At 44.3% G+C, this 19508-nt stretch carries 17 protein-coding genes; 5 read left to right on the top strand and 12 right to left on the bottom strand.

The window, feature by feature from the left end; genetic code table 11:
* Positions 1-744, top strand: a 744-nt coding sequence (locus AC3A14_RS18855; protein WP_487779105.1) for a phospholipase D-like domain-containing protein, incomplete at its 5' end; no start/stop codon positions are given.
* A gap of 672 nt (positions 745-1416) precedes the next feature.
* Here the strand turns inward: AC3A14_RS18855 and recQ are convergent.
* From recQ to AC3A14_RS18840, 3 genes are all read right to left on the bottom strand, one after another.
* Positions 1417-3579, bottom strand: a complete 2163-nt coding sequence (gene recQ / locus AC3A14_RS18850; RefSeq protein ID WP_318732507.1) for a DNA helicase RecQ — start codon at positions 3577-3579, stop codon at positions 1417-1419.
* 165 nt (positions 3580-3744) lie between these two features.
* Positions 3745-5379 carry a tetratricopeptide repeat protein gene (locus tag AC3A14_RS18845; protein WP_318732506.1) on the bottom strand — a complete coding sequence of 545 codons (1635 nt, stop codon included), beginning with the start codon at positions 5377-5379 and terminating at the stop codon, positions 3745-3747.
* A gap of 42 nt (positions 5380-5421) precedes the next feature.
* Entirely contained in the window at positions 5422-6894 is a 1473-nt protein-coding gene (locus tag AC3A14_RS18840) for a WD40 repeat domain-containing protein (protein ID WP_318732505.1), read from the bottom strand.
* A gap of 233 nt (positions 6895-7127) precedes the next feature.
* Between AC3A14_RS18840 and AC3A14_RS18835 the strand changes: the two genes are divergently transcribed.
* Complete coding sequence (locus AC3A14_RS18835; protein ID WP_318698790.1) at positions 7128-7892, top strand: pentapeptide repeat-containing protein; 765 nt, start codon at positions 7128-7130, stop codon at positions 7890-7892.
* A 60-nt stretch (positions 7893-7952) separates the two neighbouring features.
* Here AC3A14_RS18835 and AC3A14_RS18830 read toward each other — a convergent pair whose 3' ends face one another.
* The 4 genes from AC3A14_RS18830 to AC3A14_RS18815 all read right to left on the bottom strand — a co-directional run bounded on the left by AC3A14_RS18830 (position 7953) and on the right by AC3A14_RS18815 (position 11369).
* Positions 7953-8603, bottom strand: a complete 651-nt coding sequence (locus AC3A14_RS18830; RefSeq protein WP_318698791.1) for a nucleotidyl transferase AbiEii/AbiGii toxin family protein — start codon at positions 8601-8603, stop codon at positions 7953-7955.
* Positions 8604-8626: 23 nt separating this feature from the next.
* Positions 8627-9571, bottom strand: coding sequence for an ABC transporter ATP-binding protein (locus AC3A14_RS18825; RefSeq protein WP_318732503.1), 945 nt, complete (start codon positions 9569-9571; stop codon positions 8627-8629).
* 195 nt (positions 9572-9766) lie between these two features.
* Positions 9767-10669: a DUF1822 family protein gene (locus tag AC3A14_RS18820; protein WP_318732502.1), complete on the bottom strand. Its 903-nt coding sequence runs from the start codon at positions 10667-10669 to the stop codon at positions 9767-9769.
* Complete coding sequence (locus tag AC3A14_RS18815; RefSeq protein WP_487779104.1) at positions 10656-11369, bottom strand: sigma-70 family RNA polymerase sigma factor; 714 nt, start codon at positions 11367-11369, stop codon at positions 10656-10658. The genes AC3A14_RS18820 and AC3A14_RS18815 overlap by 14 nt, the downstream gene beginning before the upstream one ends.
* Positions 11370-11612: 243 nt before the next feature.
* Here AC3A14_RS18815 and AC3A14_RS18810 point away from each other — a divergent pair, with 243 nt between their 5' ends.
* Positions 11613-11816 (top strand): hypothetical protein, encoded by a 204-nt coding sequence (locus tag AC3A14_RS18810; RefSeq protein WP_318732500.1) that lies wholly within the window; start codon positions 11613-11615, stop codon positions 11814-11816.
* A gap of 125 nt (positions 11817-11941) precedes the next feature.
* On the opposite strand, the gene AC3A14_RS18805 is transcribed toward AC3A14_RS18810, so the two are convergent.
* The 3 genes from AC3A14_RS18805 to AC3A14_RS18795 form a co-directional block, all read right to left on the bottom strand.
* Entirely contained in the window at positions 11942-12340 is a 399-nt protein-coding gene (locus AC3A14_RS18805) for a DUF1499 domain-containing protein (RefSeq protein WP_318732499.1), read from the bottom strand.
* A 74-nt stretch (positions 12341-12414) separates the two neighbouring features.
* The gene (locus AC3A14_RS18800) at positions 12415-13194 is read right to left on the bottom strand and encodes an ABC transporter permease (RefSeq protein ID WP_318698798.1); all 780 of its coding nucleotides are present in this window, start codon (positions 13192-13194) and stop codon (positions 12415-12417) included.
* 22 nt (positions 13195-13216) lie between these two features.
* Positions 13217-13780: a GNAT family N-acetyltransferase gene (locus tag AC3A14_RS18795; protein ID WP_318732498.1), complete on the bottom strand. Its 564-nt coding sequence runs from the start codon at positions 13778-13780 to the stop codon at positions 13217-13219.
* Between the two features lie 81 nt (positions 13781-13861).
* Here AC3A14_RS18795 and AC3A14_RS18790 point away from each other — a divergent pair, with 81 nt between their 5' ends.
* On the top strand, positions 13862-15541 hold the full coding sequence (locus tag AC3A14_RS18790; RefSeq protein WP_318732497.1) for an alpha/beta hydrolase: 1680 nt from the start codon (positions 13862-13864) through the stop codon (positions 15539-15541).
* 21 nt (positions 15542-15562) lie between these two features.
* Here AC3A14_RS18790 and AC3A14_RS18785 read toward each other — a convergent pair whose 3' ends face one another.
* Both AC3A14_RS18785 and AC3A14_RS18780 read right to left on the bottom strand, forming a co-directional pair.
* Positions 15563-16963, bottom strand: coding sequence for an NACHT domain-containing protein (locus AC3A14_RS18785; RefSeq protein WP_318732496.1), 1401 nt, complete (start codon positions 16961-16963; stop codon positions 15563-15565).
* A 61-nt stretch (positions 16964-17024) separates the two neighbouring features.
* Positions 17025-17585: a pentapeptide repeat-containing protein gene (locus tag AC3A14_RS18780; protein ID WP_318698802.1), complete on the bottom strand. Its 561-nt coding sequence runs from the start codon at positions 17583-17585 to the stop codon at positions 17025-17027.
* Positions 17586-17784: 199 nt separating this feature from the next.
* Here AC3A14_RS18780 and AC3A14_RS18775 point away from each other — a divergent pair, with 199 nt between their 5' ends.
* Complete coding sequence (locus tag AC3A14_RS18775) at positions 17785-19335, top strand: SagB/ThcOx family dehydrogenase (RefSeq protein ID WP_318732495.1); 1551 nt, start codon at positions 17785-17787, stop codon at positions 19333-19335.
* Positions 19336-19508: the final 173 nt, after the last annotated feature.

The following is a 19508-nucleotide window of genomic DNA, read 5'->3' as shown; positions in this document are numbered from 1 at the left end:
TTGCAGGAAAATGAGCCTCTCAAACTTGCAAAAGAGATTTTAGGAAACGACTTTGTAAATAATCATTTGGAGAATTTAGTCGATCTAGATAATGTAGCTGAGGAAGTAGCTTTAGTTACCTCTCAAATAGAATCTGAGATAAAATCTACACAGGAGCAGCTAGATCGGATAGATGATGTCAATGAAAAAGATGAATTACGTCAAGAATTGCACGAAAAGGATGAAAGGATAGCAGAACTTAAAGCTCAACTAGATTTTGTTATTTCTTCTTGTCCTATACGTTTGCTAGAAATGTACGATCATCGTCCTCTACTAGAAGAGGCTTTGAAAGACACTCAGGAACGTTTAATGATTATTTCTCCGTGGATTCGGGGTAATTCAGTCAACCGATGGTTTCTTCAGGAGTTTGAGAATCTACTCAAACGAGGAGTCCAAGTTTTTATTGGATATGGTTTGGGAGAGAAAGACGAAAATCGTTATTCACAAGATATTAAGGCTGAAAAAGCTCTACAAAAATTAGCAAACCGATACTCTACATGCTTCACACTTAAACGCTTGGGAGATACCCATGCTAAGATCCTGATTTCAGATACTAAGTTTGCGGTCACTACCAGTTTTAATTGGCTATCATTCAAGGGCGAACGAGATCGGACATTTCGTGATGAGCGTGGGACATTAGTTTCCGATCCTCAGAAAATCGATGAGTTATTCGACAATTTGCTCAGACGGTTCACTAATTCATGAAAACAAAAGTGGAGCGATCGCAACCATAGCACTGACTCCCGCGATACTGACTCCTACAGTTGCTTAACTCCTGAGTGAGAAGATTTCATTGTATCTGGATATTGCCACAGAAAAACTTCTGGGGGCAGAACGAGAACGCTATATACAGCGCAAAGCGCTGGGGAATAGGGAATAGGGAATAGGGTTGTGGTACATGGCTTTGAGAATTCAAGCTTGTGTTTCATCACAGCGCTTTGCGCTGTAACGGAGTACAGTATCATTGAGATAAGTCATTGCGAATGGAACGAAGTGGAATGAAGCAATCGCAAAATCCCCAAATCTTGGCGATTGCTTCCCTGCGGTCGCAATGACAACTCGAATCTATGATCAACAATGTACCTCATAGCAGCGCTTCGCGCTGTATCCCCTATGGAGAGAGACATGTACTGATCTGACTGGATTTTTGAGTTTCTGTTAGGAAAAACTGTCGCGATCGCCGATAGTGCAAGAGTTCTAGAATTCAGTCAAGACAAGTGTTGTCTCAGTTTGACAGAAGAGGGATAACATTATTTCTTCATTTTCCCGAATCGCGATTTCAATTTCTTCCAGATAAGCCCAAAACAATATCATGATGGGGAATACCGCGATCGAGAAACTGTTTTATGTCAAGCTTCAACACTTCTGCCCTATTCCCTATTCCCTATTCCCTATTCCCTGTTGCCATTTACCGCGCACTAAGCGAATTTCATCATAAGTATAGGACTCTCCCAAGGCTTCTTTAAGCAAGGTTAAAGAGACTGCACCGCGCTTTTCTAACACTTTGATAATCTTCTCTTGTCTTTCGGGTTCGACCAAGGTATCTAAATCTACGGGTTGATTTAATTCAATTAAGTCTGATAAATGCTTAATAATAGTTGTTGTTCGTAATTCTCGGCGCTCGGCAATTTCCTTAATACTGAAGCCTTCCTGATGGAGTTCTAAGGTTACCTTTTGAGTTTCTGAGGGTTCATCACTACTGGGAGGAAGAGGCGCAGGTTCTGTAAATTCTACTAATCCTTGTTCCTGACAATATTGGCAAATTTCTGCTAGAAAGCGTTCCCCATATTGCCGTAATTTATAACTACCAACTCCAGAAACTTGGGATAAGGCAGTGAGGCTTTGGGGACGGCGTTGGGCCATTTGCATGAGGGTTGAATCAGCAAAAATCACATAGGGGGGAACGCCTTGTTCATCAGCTACTTGTTTGCGGAGTTTTCTGAGGTTTTGGAATAATAATTCGGCTTCCCTTGCTAACGAGGAAACTTTTTGTTCTTGCTTGCGTTGCGGGGGAATGGCAATTAAAACTTGCCGTTGACGACGCATAACTGCCCAACTTTGGGGATTGAGCTTAAGGATACTGTAACCATCTGTGGTTTGACTGAGAAGTCCTTGATTGAGGAGCGATCGCCCCAACAATCGCCATTCATCCTTACTCCGGTCTTTTCCGATACCATGGGTCGAGAGTTTGTCATGACCATTGCGTAACACCTTCTCGCTCATGGAACCCCTCAGTATCTCAATAACATAGGTCATGCCAAAACGCTCCTTACACCGAGCGACACAAGAGAGAAATTTCATTGCCTCAACTGTCCAATCTTGGGTCGGTTTCGGGTTCAAACAGTTATCACAACCCTGGCAATTCCCCTCTAAATGTTCGCCAAAATAGCGTAAAATAATCGATCGCCGACAATCCGTTGCATCGGCATAATCAATCACCTGGCGTAACTGTTGACGGGCGATACGCTGTTCATTTTCATCTGTTTTCTGCTCGATAATCCAGTCAACTCGCTTCACATCGCCATAACTCAAAAACATCAAACACCGAGCGGCTTCCCCATCTCGTCCCGCGCGTCCTGCTTCTTGGTAGTAACTTTCTAAACTGCGGGGAATATCGTAATGCACGACAAATCGTACATCGGGTTTATTAATTCCCATACCAAAAGCAACTGTTGCTACCATAATTTGCACATCATCCCGAATAAACCGGTTTTGGTTATTTTGACGCACGCTATCTTCTAATCCCGCATGGTAGGGAAGGGCGGAAACTCCATCCTTTTGTAGACGTTGGGCCAACTCATTCACCTGCCGACGACTAAGACAATAGACAATTCCCGACCCCCCAGACTGAATCAGTTGAAACAGTTCGGCATAACTTTGGCGCGTTTTCGTCCGCACCTCATAGAAAAGATTGGGACGGTTAAAACTGGCTACATGGACATAGGGATGCTGGAGATGCAATTGTTGCACAATATCTCGACGCACCCGGTCAGTTGCCGTAGCGGTGAGGGCAATAATAGGCACTTGGGGATACCAGCGCCGAAACTGGGCCATTTGCCGATATTCGGGGCGAAAATCATGACCCCATTCGGAGACACAATGGGCTTCATCGACGCTAAATGCGGAGATGCCGACCGTTTCTTGTATGCTGTCTAGAAAAGGCTGGAACCATTCGGCCATCAGGCGTTCGGGAGCGATGTAGAGGAGCTTAATTTTACCGTTGAGGATAGCAGTTTGTCGCGATCGCACTTCTTCAGCGCTCAAGGTACTATTTAGAAACGTAGCCCCAATCCCATTATCCTGCAACGCATCCACTTGGTCTTGCATCAGAGCAATGAGGGGAGAAACCACCAAGGTTATCCCAGAGTGTAAGAGAGCAGGAAGCTGAAAACAGAGGGATTTTCCCCCTCCTGTGGGCATAATCACCAATACATCCTGGTTTTGCAGCGTCGTTTCAATAATGTCCTTTTGACCCGGACGAAATCGATCGTAACCAAAATAGTGCTTGAGGGTTTCCTCTAAGGTGGAGACTGGAGCCATAATCAACAGGGTAGAGGCGATCGATCTGATTTTAGCTTAACCAGAGCGAAGGAGGCAGGGCGATCGCCCTTTAGTCATCTGAGTGTTCCGACACCAGTCCTTCCCTAATAGAAACTCAGTTTAATTCAGTTGCGATGATTCTGCCAGGGAGTGCTTCGCCCTGTCTTACTCATTTTCCCAAACCCCCCAGGCTTCGAGTTGTTCCTTAATTAAGTCCATGGGATAAACGACTCCGGTCTCACTGATGGCTGGAGTAAACAGAGTCTCGTGTTCTGTGCTACCCTCTCCCACATGGCCTAAGATAGCGACGACTTGTCGATCTTGATTGAAAATGGGGCTGCCTGCATATCCTTGGGTTAAATTCGCCTCAATTTCAATGGGTTGAGCGTTGGTATCCAAATTTCCACTAACGGTTTGCCAAGGGTTAGCGTTGAAGGGATGGCCAATTAATTCTACGTCGCGATCGCCTAATTCGGTACTGATCTCTAACGGTTGAATCGTTTCCGGAATTCCGGCCACTTCTAAAACGACTAAATTCGTGGTAGCTTCTTCTGGGGTAATATACATGAGTTTAGCGCTGTAGCGAGGTAGAATTTCGGCTTCTGAAGGTTGGAAAAATTCCACTTGAATCTGGTCATTTTCTAAGGAAGAAGCATGGGCTATCGCCTCTCGACTGGCGAGTACCAAGGCTCGATCCTCCATCCGTTGCACAACCCAACCCGTGCCAATATTCACACCATTGGAAATAGGGGTGATAATCCGAGCAATAGGAGCTAAAGGGGACGAGGTTTCTGGGTTCTCTGAAACCTCATTTTCATCATCTGAAGCGTTAGAGGCATCTTCTAGAGCCAATAACCGTTGGGATTCGAGCAAATTGTAGTGGGCCTGCACCCCATTCGGGTCTTGGTTGATGGCATTTTCATAGGCAGCGATCGCCTCTGCCAATTTCCCTAACTGTTGCCAAGCATAGCCCAAAGCCATATACACGCGATAATCTTCTTGTAGCTTAACGCCGACTTGGTAGACTTCCACCGCTTGTTGCCAATTTTCTTGTTGATAATAAATATCGCCCAAGGCAAAATAGGCAGAGGTTTCAAAATCATCAAGTTGTATCGCACTTTTATAGGCTTCGATCGCCTGCTCTTGCTGATTATTTTCTCGCAGGGCATTCCCTAATCCCACATAACTGGATGGATAGCGCGATCCCAGGTCAATGGCCTCATTATAAATGGCGATCGCCTCTTCCACATTGCCCAATTTCAGCAACACATCGCCCAAATCATTATAAACGGGAACAGAATCCGGCTTCAGTTTCAGAGCAATCCGAAATTGAGCGATCGCCTCCTCTAAATCCCCTAATTCAGTCAACACATTGCCCAAATTCCAATACACCCCAGGCAAATTTGGATTTAGCTCAATGGCTTGTTCATATTGAGTTTTAGCCGATTCCAACCGATCGTCTGAACGTAGGGCATTCCCCAACCCCACATAGGCAAAAGCATAATTCGGATCGACCTCGATTGCCTTCTCATAAGCCGCGATCGCCTCTTCTAGTTTATTCTGATCTCGCAAACGATTCCCCAGCCCCAAGTAGGCGGGTGCATTATTCGGATCTTGTTCAATAACCTGTCGCCAAATCTCCTCAGCCGCTTGAAAATTTCCTGCCTTCCGGGCTTCTTCTGCTTGGCGGAACAAATCCTGTAACCCTTGTCCCCAAGCTGATTGAGGACTTAACACCATGCCAACACTTAACAGCATTGCCCAGATTTTTATTAAACCACGCTCCTTTTGTTTAATCATTATGGTTATTCCCCCATTTCAATCGGCAATTATTCTCCTCTTTTAAGCCACCACTCGCCAAATTTTCACGGTATGATCGAAACTTCCCGTGGCCATGGTGTCACCGTTGGCACTGATAGCTACCCCAACCACATAATTCAAATGATCGCTAAAGGTTTGCAATAAGTTGCCCGTCTGCAAATCCCATAACTTTACTGTACAATCATCACTGGCACTGGCGAGAACCTTGTTATCTGCTGTAATGATTGCCGAAGTTACAGCCGCTGTATGCTCTGAAAGCACTTGCTCTACTTCTCCGGTTTCCAAATTCCATAAGCGAATGGTCTGGTCGCTACTTCCACTGGCTAACCGTTGACCATCCGGACTAATGGCTACCGATCGCACGCGATCGCTATGGCCAGTTAACGTATAGAGTAACTCCTTGCGGTCTAAATTCCACAACTTAATCGTTTGATCGTTGCTTCCCCCGCTAATTTTATCCCCTTGGCGACCGATCGCAATCGAACGAACTCCTCCGGCATAACCTGCTAACGTGCTGGTTAACTCTCCCGTTTTCCAATTCCACAGTTTAATCGTCTTATCCTCACTGCCTCCAGCCACAATTTGATTGTCGGGAGTAATAGCTACCGTCCACACTTCTCCAGAATAGCCCGCCAGGGTACTCATTAATTCCCCCGTTTTTAGATTCCAGACCTTAATCGAGCGATCGCTACTGCCACTCGCTAAAATTTCTCCATCGGCAGAAATCGCTATAGATAAGACTGAACCACTATGCCCCATCAGGGTTCTAGCCAGTTCCCCCGTTTCCCCATGCCAAACTTTAATCGTTTGGTCATTACTGCCACTTGCCACCCACTTGCCATCACTAGAAACGGCGATCGCCCGTACTGGGCCATCATGTTCCCCAGTATACATACAGGAAAAAAGTTGATAACTCTCCAGTTTAAAAGCTTCTAGAGCGGCTTGCGCTTTCACAGATCCACTACGTTTGAGTAATAAATAAGCCGCTCGCTTAACTGGAATAGATGGATCTTGTAGTGCTTCAATGATTAAATCTAACCCATCTGAGCCAATTTGAGATTGGGCTAATTCCAGCAACTCTTGAGTTTGGCTCAGTTCCTGTTGCAACCGCGTTTGAGTTTGTTGCAACTCCATCAGCGTTTCTCCACCATCCGTCTGATTGACTAACAACGCCTGGAGTTGGGCTGGACTAATTTCCTCTATTTGAGAATATACTTGAGACAGTTGACTTTGAAGCAGCGATCGCTCTTGGGTGGCTAACTCTAGCTGAGACTGTACTTCCCCCAGTTTGGACTGTAGCCTCACTCGCGAGGCTAATTCCCTAGCCCTAGCCCAAACCCCTTTAGCCCAGGCTAAACGTAGGCGTTCTCGTTGCAGGAGGACTTGTAGTACTTGGTTGGGAATAGACTCTGGGGTTAAATCCCAACCACAGGTTTTACAGAGTTTCGTGGTTCCTTCAATATACTCTGTACCACAAACAGGACAATTGGTCACAGACCCTCCCTCAGCGATCGGCAACAGGACAAACAGTTAAATCTTACATTCGGGGCCCATAAACCCCACCTTTGAGAAGTGAGCTTCAAAAGCCAACCTCCTCTCATTTAAAATAAAGACCTCTCATCTGGCAAGCCTTTAGGTTCCTATACAACCTGACCTTCTCACAATCCGTAGGAAAGGACACCTGGAAGAAAATCCATCTACTCCTTAGTTCATCTGTCATCCCTGTTATGGCCAATCCAGAACATTTCGCTTTACTTCATGAAGGAATAGACACTTGGAATGCTTGGCGCAAGAGTCATCCTGAAATTGTACCGGATCTCAGGGGGGCAACCTTGAAAGAAGGGAATTTTAATGGCATTAATTGGAGTGGAACCCATTTGGAAGAGGTTAATTTAAGGGGGGCATTTTTGAGTAAAGCTGATTTAAAAGGAGCGATGGTTCGCCATGCATGTCTGAGTGGAATTAATTTAAGTGATTCAGATTTAAGTTATGCTAATTTGAGTGGATCATTGCTCAATCAAGCTAATCTCAGACGGGTAAATTTGAGTTATGGGATGTTAAGACGAAGTGACTTAAGCCAATCTTTTTTCACTCAAGCTAATTTATCCCATGCTAATTTGTTTGAGAGTAATTTAATGGGTGCATTCTTGAATCAAGTTGATTTTTCTCATGCTAACTTGGTCGCTGTAGATTTAACTCAAGCGTTCTTAAATCAGGCAAATTTAACCGCAGCCGAGTTATTTCAAGCTGACTTAGAGCGAGCCTTTTTAAGTGAATCTCTGCTGTGTCGAGCTAATCTTTCTAAGGCCAATCTTTACCGCGCTGATTTAAGTGATGCCAATTTACGCGAAGCCGATTTCACCCGATCCAATGTCCAGGATGTTACTTGGAAAGGTGCGATTCTAACTCATACAGAGTTTAATCACACCAAAGGGATTCCCATACATTTGCGCTTTGATTTTAAGAATTTAGGGGCTTTGTTTCTAGATTAAGTAAAGAGGTAATTATACAATAATCTCATGAATTCCGGTACGGTCAATGGGATCGCTGTGCTAAAACTCATCATCTTCATCTTCTGCCTCAATCTTCATATTCACCATTTCTCGCCATAATGACACCACTGACTCCTCAACACCTACTGCCATTAACCCCTCTAAAACATCTCCCAACTCCACCTTCAATTCTGGAAAGGTCAACAACAACAATGCCAAATCTCGCCAGTCTGTCCCCGCCTTGGGCTTACCTCGTCGCTGATGGTAAGAAATAACCTTACTCACCACCAACTCCACGGGAGCTATGACCAATACTTGTTCAATACAACGGTGAGCCGGTAAGACTTCCACCTGCCGAATATCAACCAAATGGCGGTTTCCAGTCTTCTGCACTTGGTATAAGCGATAGCCTTGCCCTTCCTTTACCTTTCGTACCCGAACAGCAATGTAAAAGCGATCGCTCAAATATTTGCGTAACTCCTCTGCCAGTTCTGCTGCTTGTGGAGACAACATATCAATGTCCTGAGTCATGCGAGGCTCACCTACATACGCATTCACTGCCTGCGCTCCAAAAACGACTACATCTTGACGATCTCGTAAAAAATCAAATACTGCACCCTGTAATATTGCTAATGGAAAAGACTCACGATTCATAAACTCTTGAAAGCTCAAGGCATCTGCACTGAGTACCATAACACTGTGTTTACTCACTATCTTCTCAATGATAAATCCTATTACTCATTACGAGCGCTACGCGCTCCAATTTTTGATTGGAAAAATTCTTCTAAGGACTGACGCGCTAATTTTAATTCCAGTAATTCGGCATCCATTAACCGCAAACTGGCGATAAAATCATAGGGATTGCCTTGAACTTCACCGATCCAACAACCGCGATCGAACGAGAGATTAGGAATCCAGCGCTTAATAACTTCTAATGATCCTCCTTTCCCTCGTGCTTGGTAGGATTGCACATGACCTAATAATTCATCTAATGAACCACAACAAATTAAGTCACCTTGGGATAAAATGGCAATGCGATCGCACACCTGTTCCACATCCGATAAAATATGGGAGTTAAAGAACAGGGTTTTGCCTTGTTTTTTCAGGGATAAAATAATTTCACGAATCTGATAGCGGCCGATGGGATCTAACCCGGACATGGGTTCATCGAGAAAGACAACTTCTGGATCGTTGATTAAGGCTTGGGCAAACCCAATGCGCTGTTTCATTCCCTTGGAATATTGACGAAGTTGTTTATTTTTTGCCGTTTTAATATCTAATCCAACTTGCTCTAAGAGTTCGGGGATACGAGAGCGAGTAACTGTTGTGGGGATTTGAAATAAACCGGCAGTGAAGTGCAAAAATTCCCAACCTGTGAGATAATCATAATAGTAGGCGTTTTCAGGCAAATAGCCGATCCGTTGCTTGATGTGGCGATCGCCTAACGGACGACCCAACAGAACGCCCCGTCCAGAAGTAGGCTGTACAATTCCCAGTAATGTTTTCAGTAGTGTCGTTTTCCCTGCACCATTGGGGCCGAGCAAACCAAAAGTTTCGCCAGGATACACCTTCAGAGAGCAAGATTTGAGGGATTGAATTTTCTGGTTTAACCAAAACCCCGTCCGGTAAACCTTACTCAAATCGCAGGTTTCAATCACACAAGTGGTTTCTTCAGTCATAGGTCAACTCATGAGGTAATACAGCGCTTTCCGCTTCGCGGACATGACACGCGCGGCAGAAAGGTAATCGGTAATGGGTAATGGGAAAAGCGTAGTTAAACCTTTTCCTGAACGTCCCACTGTTTTGGACTGACTACCTCCCATTACCCCCATTCCTGATGACCCATTACTTTCTACCAGGGTCTAGCACTCGATCTAAATCATAAACCATTCAGTCAGACTAATCTCCCCAAGGGCAACCTTAACTGAAAAGCGATCGCCACGTTCAGCACTAAAATCGAGTTGCATAGATTTCGTCCTTCGAGAGGAGGCTTGCATGACGACCTCATCTCGATCGTCTAAAATGGATAATTGCAGATCTGGGGGTAAATGAGATTGGCTTCCCAGGGGATAGACTTGAACAGAAATATCAAATTCTTCATTCGCCATCGGATGAATACCCATGAATAATCCGATTGGCTTACCTTTGGGGTCTAATTGTAACTTTTTTCCTCGTTCACAGAGGGTAGGGGCAGAAGCGGTAGCACTGGGACTTCTAAAATTTAAGGTCAATTGGGGTTCAGAGGTTGAGAATAATTCCCTCCAAGTGCGCCAACCGGATTCAACAATGTTGTCTAACCATTGACTGAGCATCACAGGATGCAAGTGTTCCAAGAGGGTATCCAGGGGATAAAATTCAGTTAATGGGACTTCTGAGTAATAGACATGAGGTAGATATCCAATAAGTGTGGCTTCCGTAAGGTCTGAGTTGAGTTGAATGGCAATATAGGCTAGGCGATCTCCCCAAGTATCTGGAGGAATAACACACCTAGATTCTCCCGGTAAAACGGGACGACATTCGACCCGACCTTTGCCCTCAATCCATAAGTTAGCACTATTAGAAAGCGATTGTAAAATCGGGTTACTACTGTCAGAGGCTTCCCAATTAGGAGCGAGATCAAACCATTGTAAGTAGGTTTTGACCGCCTGAATGGCTAACATATTCAGATAAACCTGTTTCGCCTTACGGGGATCGGCTTGATTTTGGGAGCATATGGATGCCTGTTCATGGGCAGTCAGGGTTAAGGGAATTGCGATCGTAGGATTAGTTTTCATCATCGTTTGAGTTGGGGATAGGTTGGGACAAAATGTAGGTTTGAATTTGGTCAGAAAACTTGACTAAACACCGGTGATAAAACCGATTTAGTGTTGCTAGAGGAATTCCCAATTGATCGGCCGTTTCTTGCCAGGAGTAACCTTCAATTATTCTCAGGGCTAAAAACTGAAAATTAGCAGAAGGTTTTCCCATCACGTGCGTCTTCTGAAAGAGTCCGTCTGGATCGACACGAATCGATGCAACCACCTGTTCCGAGACTAAAGGCATTCGTTCTGGATAGATTTGTTCTAAGGTGACGGGATTTTCGGCTTGATTAAACTGTTTTTCTAAGTCATCAATACTGAGTCTTTGCACGCCCCTGGGAATGCTTTGCAAAACCCAACGAGAAGCTTCAATGAAAAATCGTTTTTCTAAGAGATAATTTGCCCATTGCAAGACCTCACCTTTATCCGGATCGTAATCATCAATCCGGTGGCAAAGATGGTAAAATAATTGCTGTTTAGCTTCTGCATAAATCTCTGCATAGTGGTTCTTAAATTGATTACGCCTGGGTCTGGCTAGTTGATTGGAATCGATCAGAGTTCGGATCAGTTGTTCCAAAAGCTGCTTCCGGTGCAGGCTTCCAGGAGGATGTTGTTTGGCGGCGATCGCCAAGGGTTTCAACGTTTGGTCTAACTCTGTTAAGTTTGGTAACTCTGCCATGCCTTCCGTACTAATGAGAGAACCTCTAAGGATAAGGTGCTGCATGACACCTCTATAGGGTTCTCAGTTTTTTCGGGTAGTTTTTATGCAGACTTTACAAAAATTTACATTTCTATGGCTAAATGTTACTTTTTGTTACAATTACTGCCAGTTTTGCATAAAATCCTAGGGATTTTTCTGAGAGATTTAATGAAGGCCTCATTAAGCTTTCCAGGTTTTGGTGTTCTCTAGGAGTTCCGTCCGATGATTTTGATTCGCGATCTTGTCAAGCAAACCCTGATGACTGGATATCTCTCACGCACGACTGAAGAGCAACTTCGATATCTTCTCCAATGTACGCACTACGGAATTGAAGATGTTCAAGCCTTTTACCAACTCCAACGGGGAGTCTTAACTGGGAGTGTTACACAAGAGTCTCGTAGTGCGTTCTATAGCACTACGTGCTGATAATGGGTAACGATAATGGGTAATGGGAGAGATATACCCTTAACAAGGGGCTGAGGGCCCCTTGTCTCCCAAGGATCCATGGATGGTTCAGGTTAAACAGAAATGCCCTCAAGTGCGATTGAGCTTTAAGCAAACAAGCGGCGAATCTCTTCGATACGTTTGCGGTTGACCCCTAAATCTGATTGGCCTAACCGAGAAGCGGATCTCACCTGGATAACTTGGGCCGTTTGATCCACATAAAATTCCACATCATCGACATATCCCATAAGCTGGCTGGTAAACTCAGCATAAAGATAATTCTCTGATTCAGTAATCATGGCAGTTCGGGGCATTTTCTGGATAATTGATTTCAGTTTATTGAGAGCTTCTGACGGAGTGCCCGCATAGGAGAATGGTTGAATATAATGTTGAGTATCTGTGGTTTCACATTGGCTACAAACACAATTGGGAGAAGATGGACAAGGGGCAAGTTTTCCCTCTTTAACACCTAGATTAGTGGGCCGTTTTCCAGCAAATGAGAACATAAAATTAAAAAAGATGATTCCATGCAGACAACTTAGGTATGCTACCATTCCAGGAATAACTTTTAATTTTTGATTTAACTAGAGGCACTGGTATAGTAACGTAAAGCAAATTTCCAGAAGACATTGGAGAGGATTAATAAGGCGATCGCCAGCAGCAAAGAACCGATGAACCACGTCATGTCGATCTCCCCTAACAATGCTTGGGCGGGAACAGTCGTTAAAAAGGCAACAGGAACCACAAAGGTAAAGAAAACTCGATAGGCAATGGGATAAGCGATAACTGGATAACGTCCAGCATCTAAAAGCGCTCTGAGTACTTCTGTAATATTATAAATCTTGACAAACCAGACGCTAGTTGTACCTAGAAGAAACCACAGGCTATAAAGAATTAAAATACCGAAAAATAGGGGAAATAAGCCTAAAATAAAGTCAGAGATGACTAAATTGAGCCGATTACCCGCATAGAGAATAACCCCTAATCCGAAAGCTACATCGGGTAATCCCCAAGGGGAAATCATCCGTGTCGAGAGCCAAAATTGGGTGCTAATGGGTTTGAGTAGCACAAAATCTAGGGTTCCTTTTTCCACCTGGTCTACAATGCGATTGAGATTAGGCGCAAGAAAGGCATTAGAAATACCTTGCAGCAGGGTAAAAAATCCCATTACCAATAAAGCTCGTTCCCATGACCAACCGTCAAAGGTATAACCGGTTCGATAAAATAAAAACAGCCCAAAGATTCCACCCACAAGATTACCCAGACTGGTGAGGGTGGCAATGGCAAAATTTAGGCGGTATTCAAGTTCAGCCGCAATGGAGGTCGTCCAAAACAACTGAAGTAGCTTAAAATGTTGCATTACTTAATCGATTTTAATCGCTTTAAATTTCGCGGTAAATGATTGTTCTTTGACAAGATTTGAGATTCAGAAACTCTTCATCATCGATCGCTCCAATAATTGAGAATCCTTGCTGATGATGAAAGTTGAGCGAACGATGATTGGTGATGGGTTGGGTGACAATAAACCCGGATAAGACTGAACCGGGAAGAGTTTTATAAAGAAACCGATACAGAGACTGGGCAACTCCTTTTCCTGTCCAACCTGGTTTAGTGACTAAGACTTGGATGTAGTAATGGCGATCGCTCATGAGGCGATCGCCATAATCTTCTCCTGTCCAGCGAATAGTCTCCAAGATCTGGGGTGTAATTTCCGGTTGCGAAAGCGCCACCAAGCCCACAATTTCCGCTTGCTCCTCTGGTGCTAAAGTGGCTAAAAAATAACGAGTTCCCTGCTTCATATGCTCATGAACTTGCTCCTGGGTAATTTCTGCCAGTAAGAAACCCCCACTAGAATCACGGATCTGAGTGCGAGATTGGGAACTATGAAGGTCAGCAATCGCTTGAATATCAGAAGTCTGGGCTTCTCGGATGTGAAAATGATTCATAACCCTATTATACGAAGGTTATTTACTGTATGACACTTAAAGTACTTTAGCATATCATTGAATGGTGTTGAGGAGGAAGCCATGAAGATCGAGTCAGTCCTAATGAGAACTATCTATGGATTATTTCTATTGGCATTAAGTTTATTTCCCTGGTCACAAAGACTAGCCAGAAGTGCAGAGAAGATGTATTTTACCTATGGTCCTTTAGAATTTGCGATGTCGGTGGATGCTCTCGATACGTTTGCAAAAACGGGAGAAATTACCCCAGATTTCAAGTTTTATGCCCAATTTCTGGAACCCGAAGATCTTGAAGAGTTACAATTATTACTACAACAAAAATTTAATTTAAGTCCGGTAGCAGTTTCTCAGATGACCTATACTGCTATGGGAGAAGAAGTTTTGAAACGCTTAGGATATTTGGTACAAACTCAAAAGCGTCAAAATGGGTTTTATGCGCTCAGATCTGCCTTAATCTTAGCTGCCGATGATCCAGAAGGATTAACGTTAGTCAACATTATGCGTTATTTTCCCAGTCAAGGGATTCGGATTAATACTGGCGTTGTTTTTGAATTGCAGAACCTATTAAGCACGTTTTTTCAGTATCGAGATTCTACGGTACAAACGATTATTGAACAAGCAAAGGCGGAGTCGACTTTAAATCCGATTTCTGAGAGTCTATCGGATATCCTAAAACCTGGCCCCTTCAGGGTTCGCGAACAAAATTTAATTGTCAAAACCCGAGATTTTTTAGAGTCAGATATCGATCTCTATTTACCGGAAAATCAAGATCAACCGGTTCCTTTAATTGTCATTTCCCATGGATTTGGATCCACACGGAGCAATTTTGTTTACTTAGCTGAATATCTTGCCTCCTATGGATTTTCTGTTGCTATTCCTGAACATATTGGCTCTAATTTAGCATATCGCCAAGCTCTCTTGGAAGGGTTGTTGAATACAGAGATTTATCCGAATGAATTTGTCGATCGCCCCTATGATATTAAACTCTTGTTAGATAAGTTGGAAAAGTTACAAACTGAAGGGGTGACTTGGGCTAAGGGAATTAATGTTCAAAATGTGGGCATTTTAGGTCACTCCTTGGGCGCAACTACGGCCTTGTCTTTGGCAGGAGCAGAGTTAAATCGAGAACGTATGCGCCAGGAATGTACTTTGGATAATCCCATGCTAAATGTATCAGTACTTTTGCAATGTCGAGCTAATGAGGTCAATCAGGATGAGCAACAGTTACACGATCCTCGCGTTCGAGCGGCGATCGCCGTTTATCCTCTCAGCAGTGTGATTTTTGGCCCAGAACAAATTGGCAAAATTGATGTGCCTACCCTACTGATGGCTAGTAGTCATGATGTGGTTACTCCTGTGGTGACTGAACAAATTTATCCCTTTTTATGGCTGAAAAACCCAGAAAAATATCTGGCATTAATGGTTCCAGGGAGCCATTTTTCCGTTAGTGCCCCCACCGAAAACAATAATCCCTTTACCACAGAATCTGCTCAAGAAAAACCCAGAGATAATACTGTGGGCATTAAGGCCATGAAAAGCTTAAGTTTAGCCTTCTTGAAAGTCTATTTAGCTCAAGATGATTCCTATTTACCCTATCTGAGTGCCAGTTATGCCCAAACTCTGAGTGCAGATACCCTACAACTGAATTTAATCCAGTCCTTAGACGCTGAACAATTAGAGCAAACCTATGGACAAGAATTACCCATTCCAGTAGTGGAGCCTATCAGTCAAAGTAATGAGTAATAAGAGAGAATCTTCTAAAGTTTAGAGCTTAAATTCTTCAATTTGGGCAAAATGTTCCTGAATCAGTTGATGGGGAAATTGATAGCGATCGCCAATTTTTTGAATCAACCCCTTACTGCTGGCATAATTCAGAAAGCGCTGATTGTCCCAAGGCATCAGATCCTCGCGATAGAGCTGATATCGCAGCATAAATTTCCGCAATGACGACAAGCTAATTAAAATCCCCAGTCCTGCCAAAACAGTGCCCAGAATTAAGCTTATCATTAACCCTAATCCTAATCCTTCAACTAAAGCAGCAATAATCCCCCCACAAATTGCGCCAAATAACAAAGCTGTCGCTATACCTACTCCAATGTGGTAATGCCGATTTTGTTCCGGGGCTTGGAAATAGCCAGCATTCACATCCACGCTCGCAAAATTGGTACGATTTTCCTTTTGCATCCATTTGGCTAAAGCAATCAACCAATGTTTGGTCTCTTCTGGTTTGGGTCGTTGCTCGGAACGATACCACTGCCGTTCGTCAGAGGGGAGGTCTTGGGCTAACAAACGACGTAGATAGGCATTGAAGAGATAGCGATATTGCTGCTCCGAGTCGGAAATTCTTGCCCAAGCATGGATTAAAATTTCTTCATCCGCTAGAGTCATTAAGTTCAAAAAAAGAGGAGTTTTAGCTAATGACATGAGTCCCTTGTATTCGTGTAAACTATGCCACAGCTCTCGACTTCTGGCTTGGAATAAATAGTCTTTAATCTGTGTGGGATTGAGAGGTTTTAACCAAATGGCTCCCTGAAGTTTTAGCCGAGTAGGACAGCGCTTATAGGAATCAATTCTTGAGCCTAGGATGAGATTGAGAGACTGTTGGGTATTAGCTCGGAGTTCTTTAATCGCTTGTAGGGTTTGATTTTGACGATCAAACGATAGGGTATCTAGATTATCTAAGATGACTAGAATTTGCCCTTGAAACAACCATTTCTTCGCAACTTTACGAGGTAATTCATAGTTCAGAAAACTTTGCTCTATCAACCAAGTGCTTAAGGTATATTTATACCATTGGGATAAATCAAACAGTAGGGGAATCGGTTGATGGTTATAGGTTTGAGCGCGGGCAATCGCCTCATCTGCCAATTCTAATAACGTGGTGGTTTTCCCGCTACCAATATTGCCGAGAACGACCCAAACGCCCCCCGTCTGATCGAACAGGTTAAAGGGGCTAGTGCTTGGATCTAATTGGGTGGTGGGTGAACCACTCAGTTTCACCTGAATATCCCCCGGCCGTCCGACTCCTAATGGGTTCGGTTCATTACTCAAAGCAGTGAGTACCTGATGATGTAAAGATTGACTCAAATGCACCTGGACATCATGGCGTACCCTAAGAAGGAGCTTGTGTCGAATCCGAGTCTGCTGGCGATCGCCAAAAGTCATGATCAATTAACAATGGGTCTTGGTTGGTTATCCTAAATCATCGTCAACCTTTAAGCTGCCGTCAAGAATCTGGATTTGAGTCTCGATCTTCCCCTAGGGGCCGATGACCATCGGGTAGTACTGTTGTTAGATCGACAATGGCATCTGTCAGATCTGCACCTTGCGATCGAAATAAATCGCACCGTTGCAAACTAGCCTGCTGGAATTGAGCCGACTTTAGTTTTGCCCCTCGAAGGTTAACCGCGTAAAGATTTGCCTCCTCTAGATTGGCATAGGATAAATCTGCATTTTGCAGGTTAGCATAGGATAGATCTGCGCCTCTTAAATCTGCATAACGAAGATTAGCCCGAGACAAATTTGCCGATCGCAGTCGAGCATGGGATAAATTAGCCCCATGGAGTTGAGTATCGCTCAATAAGCTCCCTTCTAAATCCACATCAGCTAAATTCCCTTGACTTAGATTGCTATAGGGCAGGTAAGCTTGAGTTAAGTTACTCCCTTGAAAATTAATTTTCCTTAAGTCGGCATCAAACAAGTTCAGTTGCACTCCCTCAATTCCTTCAAAATCCCGTCTTCCCTGTGCATATTGTTTGAGTAGAGCCTCTGAGCTGATTTTCTCCATTTTGCTTGTTATCTTGGAAACAGTCTGTGATTTACTGCTTGATGCCAAGCAGTCCTAAACGATAAGTAAAAATGCTTATTAAATGGCTAAAATAACCTACCCTGTTTTTGTGCGAATTTTAGGGTTTCATAACTTTTTTTTAAGATTTGTAACGTAAGAGCCATTATCTGTTTAACATTATCTTCATCTGCAACGGCCCATGTCTCAACTCAACTCTCCTTCCCACTCGATCGCTCAACACTATCATCAACGCACCAAATACGACCCAGACACGATTGGTCAGAAAAGTCAAGGACTCAACTGGGAAGATCAACCCATTCCCTTCAAAGAGTACAAACTAGGAACCTCTATTGACCTCAAGCCCTATCTGAGTCCCGATAGCCGTGAGCAAGACTGGCAAAACTTATCCCGCTTTCTCCTGTGTAGCTATGGCATTACGGCTAGGGTTCCCACCCTCATGGGCGAATCCTTCTACCTGCGTTCGGCTCCTTCTGCAGGAGGATTATATCCAGCCGAAGTTTATCTGATCTCCCAAGGTACATCCCTACTCAAACCCGGACTCTACAACTATCAATGCAAAACCCATAGTCTCCTCCACTATTGGGAGAACCCAGTTTGGGAAGGTCTAAAAACGGCCTGTTTTAACCATCCTGTCCTCAACCAAACTTCGGTGGCGATCGCCCTAACTGCCGTCTTTTACCGCTCTTCCTGGCGCTATCAAGACCGCGCCTACCGCCGAATATGCCTGGATAGCGGCCATCTCTTAGGCAACCTTGAACTTGCTGGAGCGATGTATGGATATCGCCCCTATCTTATTGGTGGATTCACCGACGATCTGATCGATGAACTGCTCTATCTCAATCCGGAAACAGAAGGAACCCTCGCCATTCTGCCCCTAGTCCCCTACACTAAACCAGACATTCCGCCACCGTCTCCTCCCAGCGCTCTGCCCTCGGAGACACAAACCGACTATCCTACCCTTCCGGAAGGAAAGCTGTTGGAATACCTGCACAAAAATACCCGCATCCCTGCCAACCCTCTTCCCAAACCCGATCCTACCCCCCTAGACTCAGAGGATAAATACAATTTTCCTTTTTGCTTAAAAGTTTCCACCACAAGCCGACCTCTCAACTTGGGAGACTTAGGGAGTACGCCCCCTCGGGCTACAGAGGAAGCTCCTTCCCTAGAAAATACAATCCTCCAGCGTCGTTCTACCCGTTCGTATACAGGCGCTGACTTATCCTTAGCTGAATTACGGGCGCTTTTAGACTTTACATATCAACCCCAAAACTATCAAGACCAGTATCTCGATCCCACTCCGGACTATTTCGACCTCAGCTTATTAGAAACCTTTCTCGCTGTTTCTGGAGTGAATGGATTAGAAGAAGGATGTTATTATTATGCTCCCAGAGCGCAAGAACTGCGGCAAATTCGATTTAAGAACTTTCGCCGAGAGCTACATTATTTGTGTTTGGGACAAGATTTAGGTCGAGATGCCGCCGCAATTATTGTTCACACTGCTGACTTAGGGAAAGCGGTGGCTAAATATGGCGATCGCGTTTATCGTTATCTCCATATGGATGCCGGTCATCTCGGACAGCGGGTTAACCTAGCTGCCATTCACCTCGGCTTAGGTGTCAGTGGGATTGGTGGTTTTTTTGACGATCGGGTCAATGAAGTGCTGGGAATTCCTGTCGATGAGGCGGTCATCTATATCACTACCCTAGGTCGTCCGCGCCGGTTGGGGTAACTCATATCCAATTCTGAGAGGTTTCCTACAGTTGACTGACACTTCAGACGTGAAGGATTGCCATCTTTAGCTAGATTCACCTGAGTTCGTGATAAGGGGAGAAGGAACAATGAGGATTGGTTGGGCTTGATTGTGAGATCTCTTTGGGGGACTAGTCCCCCAAACCCCCTACT

It is taken from the genome of Roseofilum sp. (assembly GCF_982964205.1).
This window is presented reverse-complemented; position numbering and strand designations above follow the sequence as displayed.

Bases quoted from the DNA above. Each gene is read 5' to 3' on its own strand.
- AC3A14_RS18835 (WP_318698790.1), top strand. From the start codon at position 7,128: ATGGCCAATCCAGAACATTTCGCTTTACTTCATGAAGGAATAGACACT.
- AC3A14_RS18795 (WP_318732498.1), bottom strand. From the start codon at position 13,780: ATGAATCATTTTCACATCCGAGAAGCCCAGACTTCTGATATTCAAGCG.
- AC3A14_RS18820 (WP_318732502.1), bottom strand. From the start codon at position 10,669: ATGATGAAAACTAATCCTACGATCGCAATTCCCTTAACCCTGACTGCC.
- AC3A14_RS18805 (WP_318732499.1), bottom strand. From the start codon at position 12,340: ATGTTCTCATTTGCTGGAAAACGGCCCACTAATCTAGGTGTTAAAGAG.
- AC3A14_RS18845 (WP_318732506.1), bottom strand. From the start codon at position 5,379: ATGATTAAACAAAAGGAGCGTGGTTTAATAAAAATCTGGGCAATGCTG.
- AC3A14_RS18800 (WP_318698798.1), bottom strand. From the start codon at position 13,194: ATGCAACATTTTAAGCTACTTCAGTTGTTTTGGACGACCTCCATTGCG.
- AC3A14_RS18815 (WP_487779104.1), bottom strand. From the start codon at position 11,369: ATGGCAGAGTTACCAAACTTAACAGAGTTAGACCAAACGTTGAAACCC.
- AC3A14_RS18790 (WP_318732497.1), top strand. From the start codon at position 13,862: ATGAAGATCGAGTCAGTCCTAATGAGAACTATCTATGGATTATTTCTA.
- AC3A14_RS18825 (WP_318732503.1), bottom strand. From the start codon at position 9,571: ATGACTGAAGAAACCACTTGTGTGATTGAAACCTGCGATTTGAGTAAG.
- AC3A14_RS18810 (WP_318732500.1), top strand. From the start codon at position 11,613: ATGATTTTGATTCGCGATCTTGTCAAGCAAACCCTGATGACTGGATAT.
- AC3A14_RS18785 (WP_318732496.1), bottom strand. From the start codon at position 16,963: ATGACTTTTGGCGATCGCCAGCAGACTCGGATTCGACACAAGCTCCTT.
- recQ (WP_318732507.1), bottom strand. From the start codon at position 3,579: ATGGCTCCAGTCTCCACCTTAGAGGAAACCCTCAAGCACTATTTTGGT.
- AC3A14_RS18775 (WP_318732495.1), top strand. From the start codon at position 17,785: ATGTCTCAACTCAACTCTCCTTCCCACTCGATCGCTCAACACTATCAT.
- AC3A14_RS18780 (WP_318698802.1), bottom strand. From the start codon at position 17,585: ATGGAGAAAATCAGCTCAGAGGCTCTACTCAAACAATATGCACAGGGA.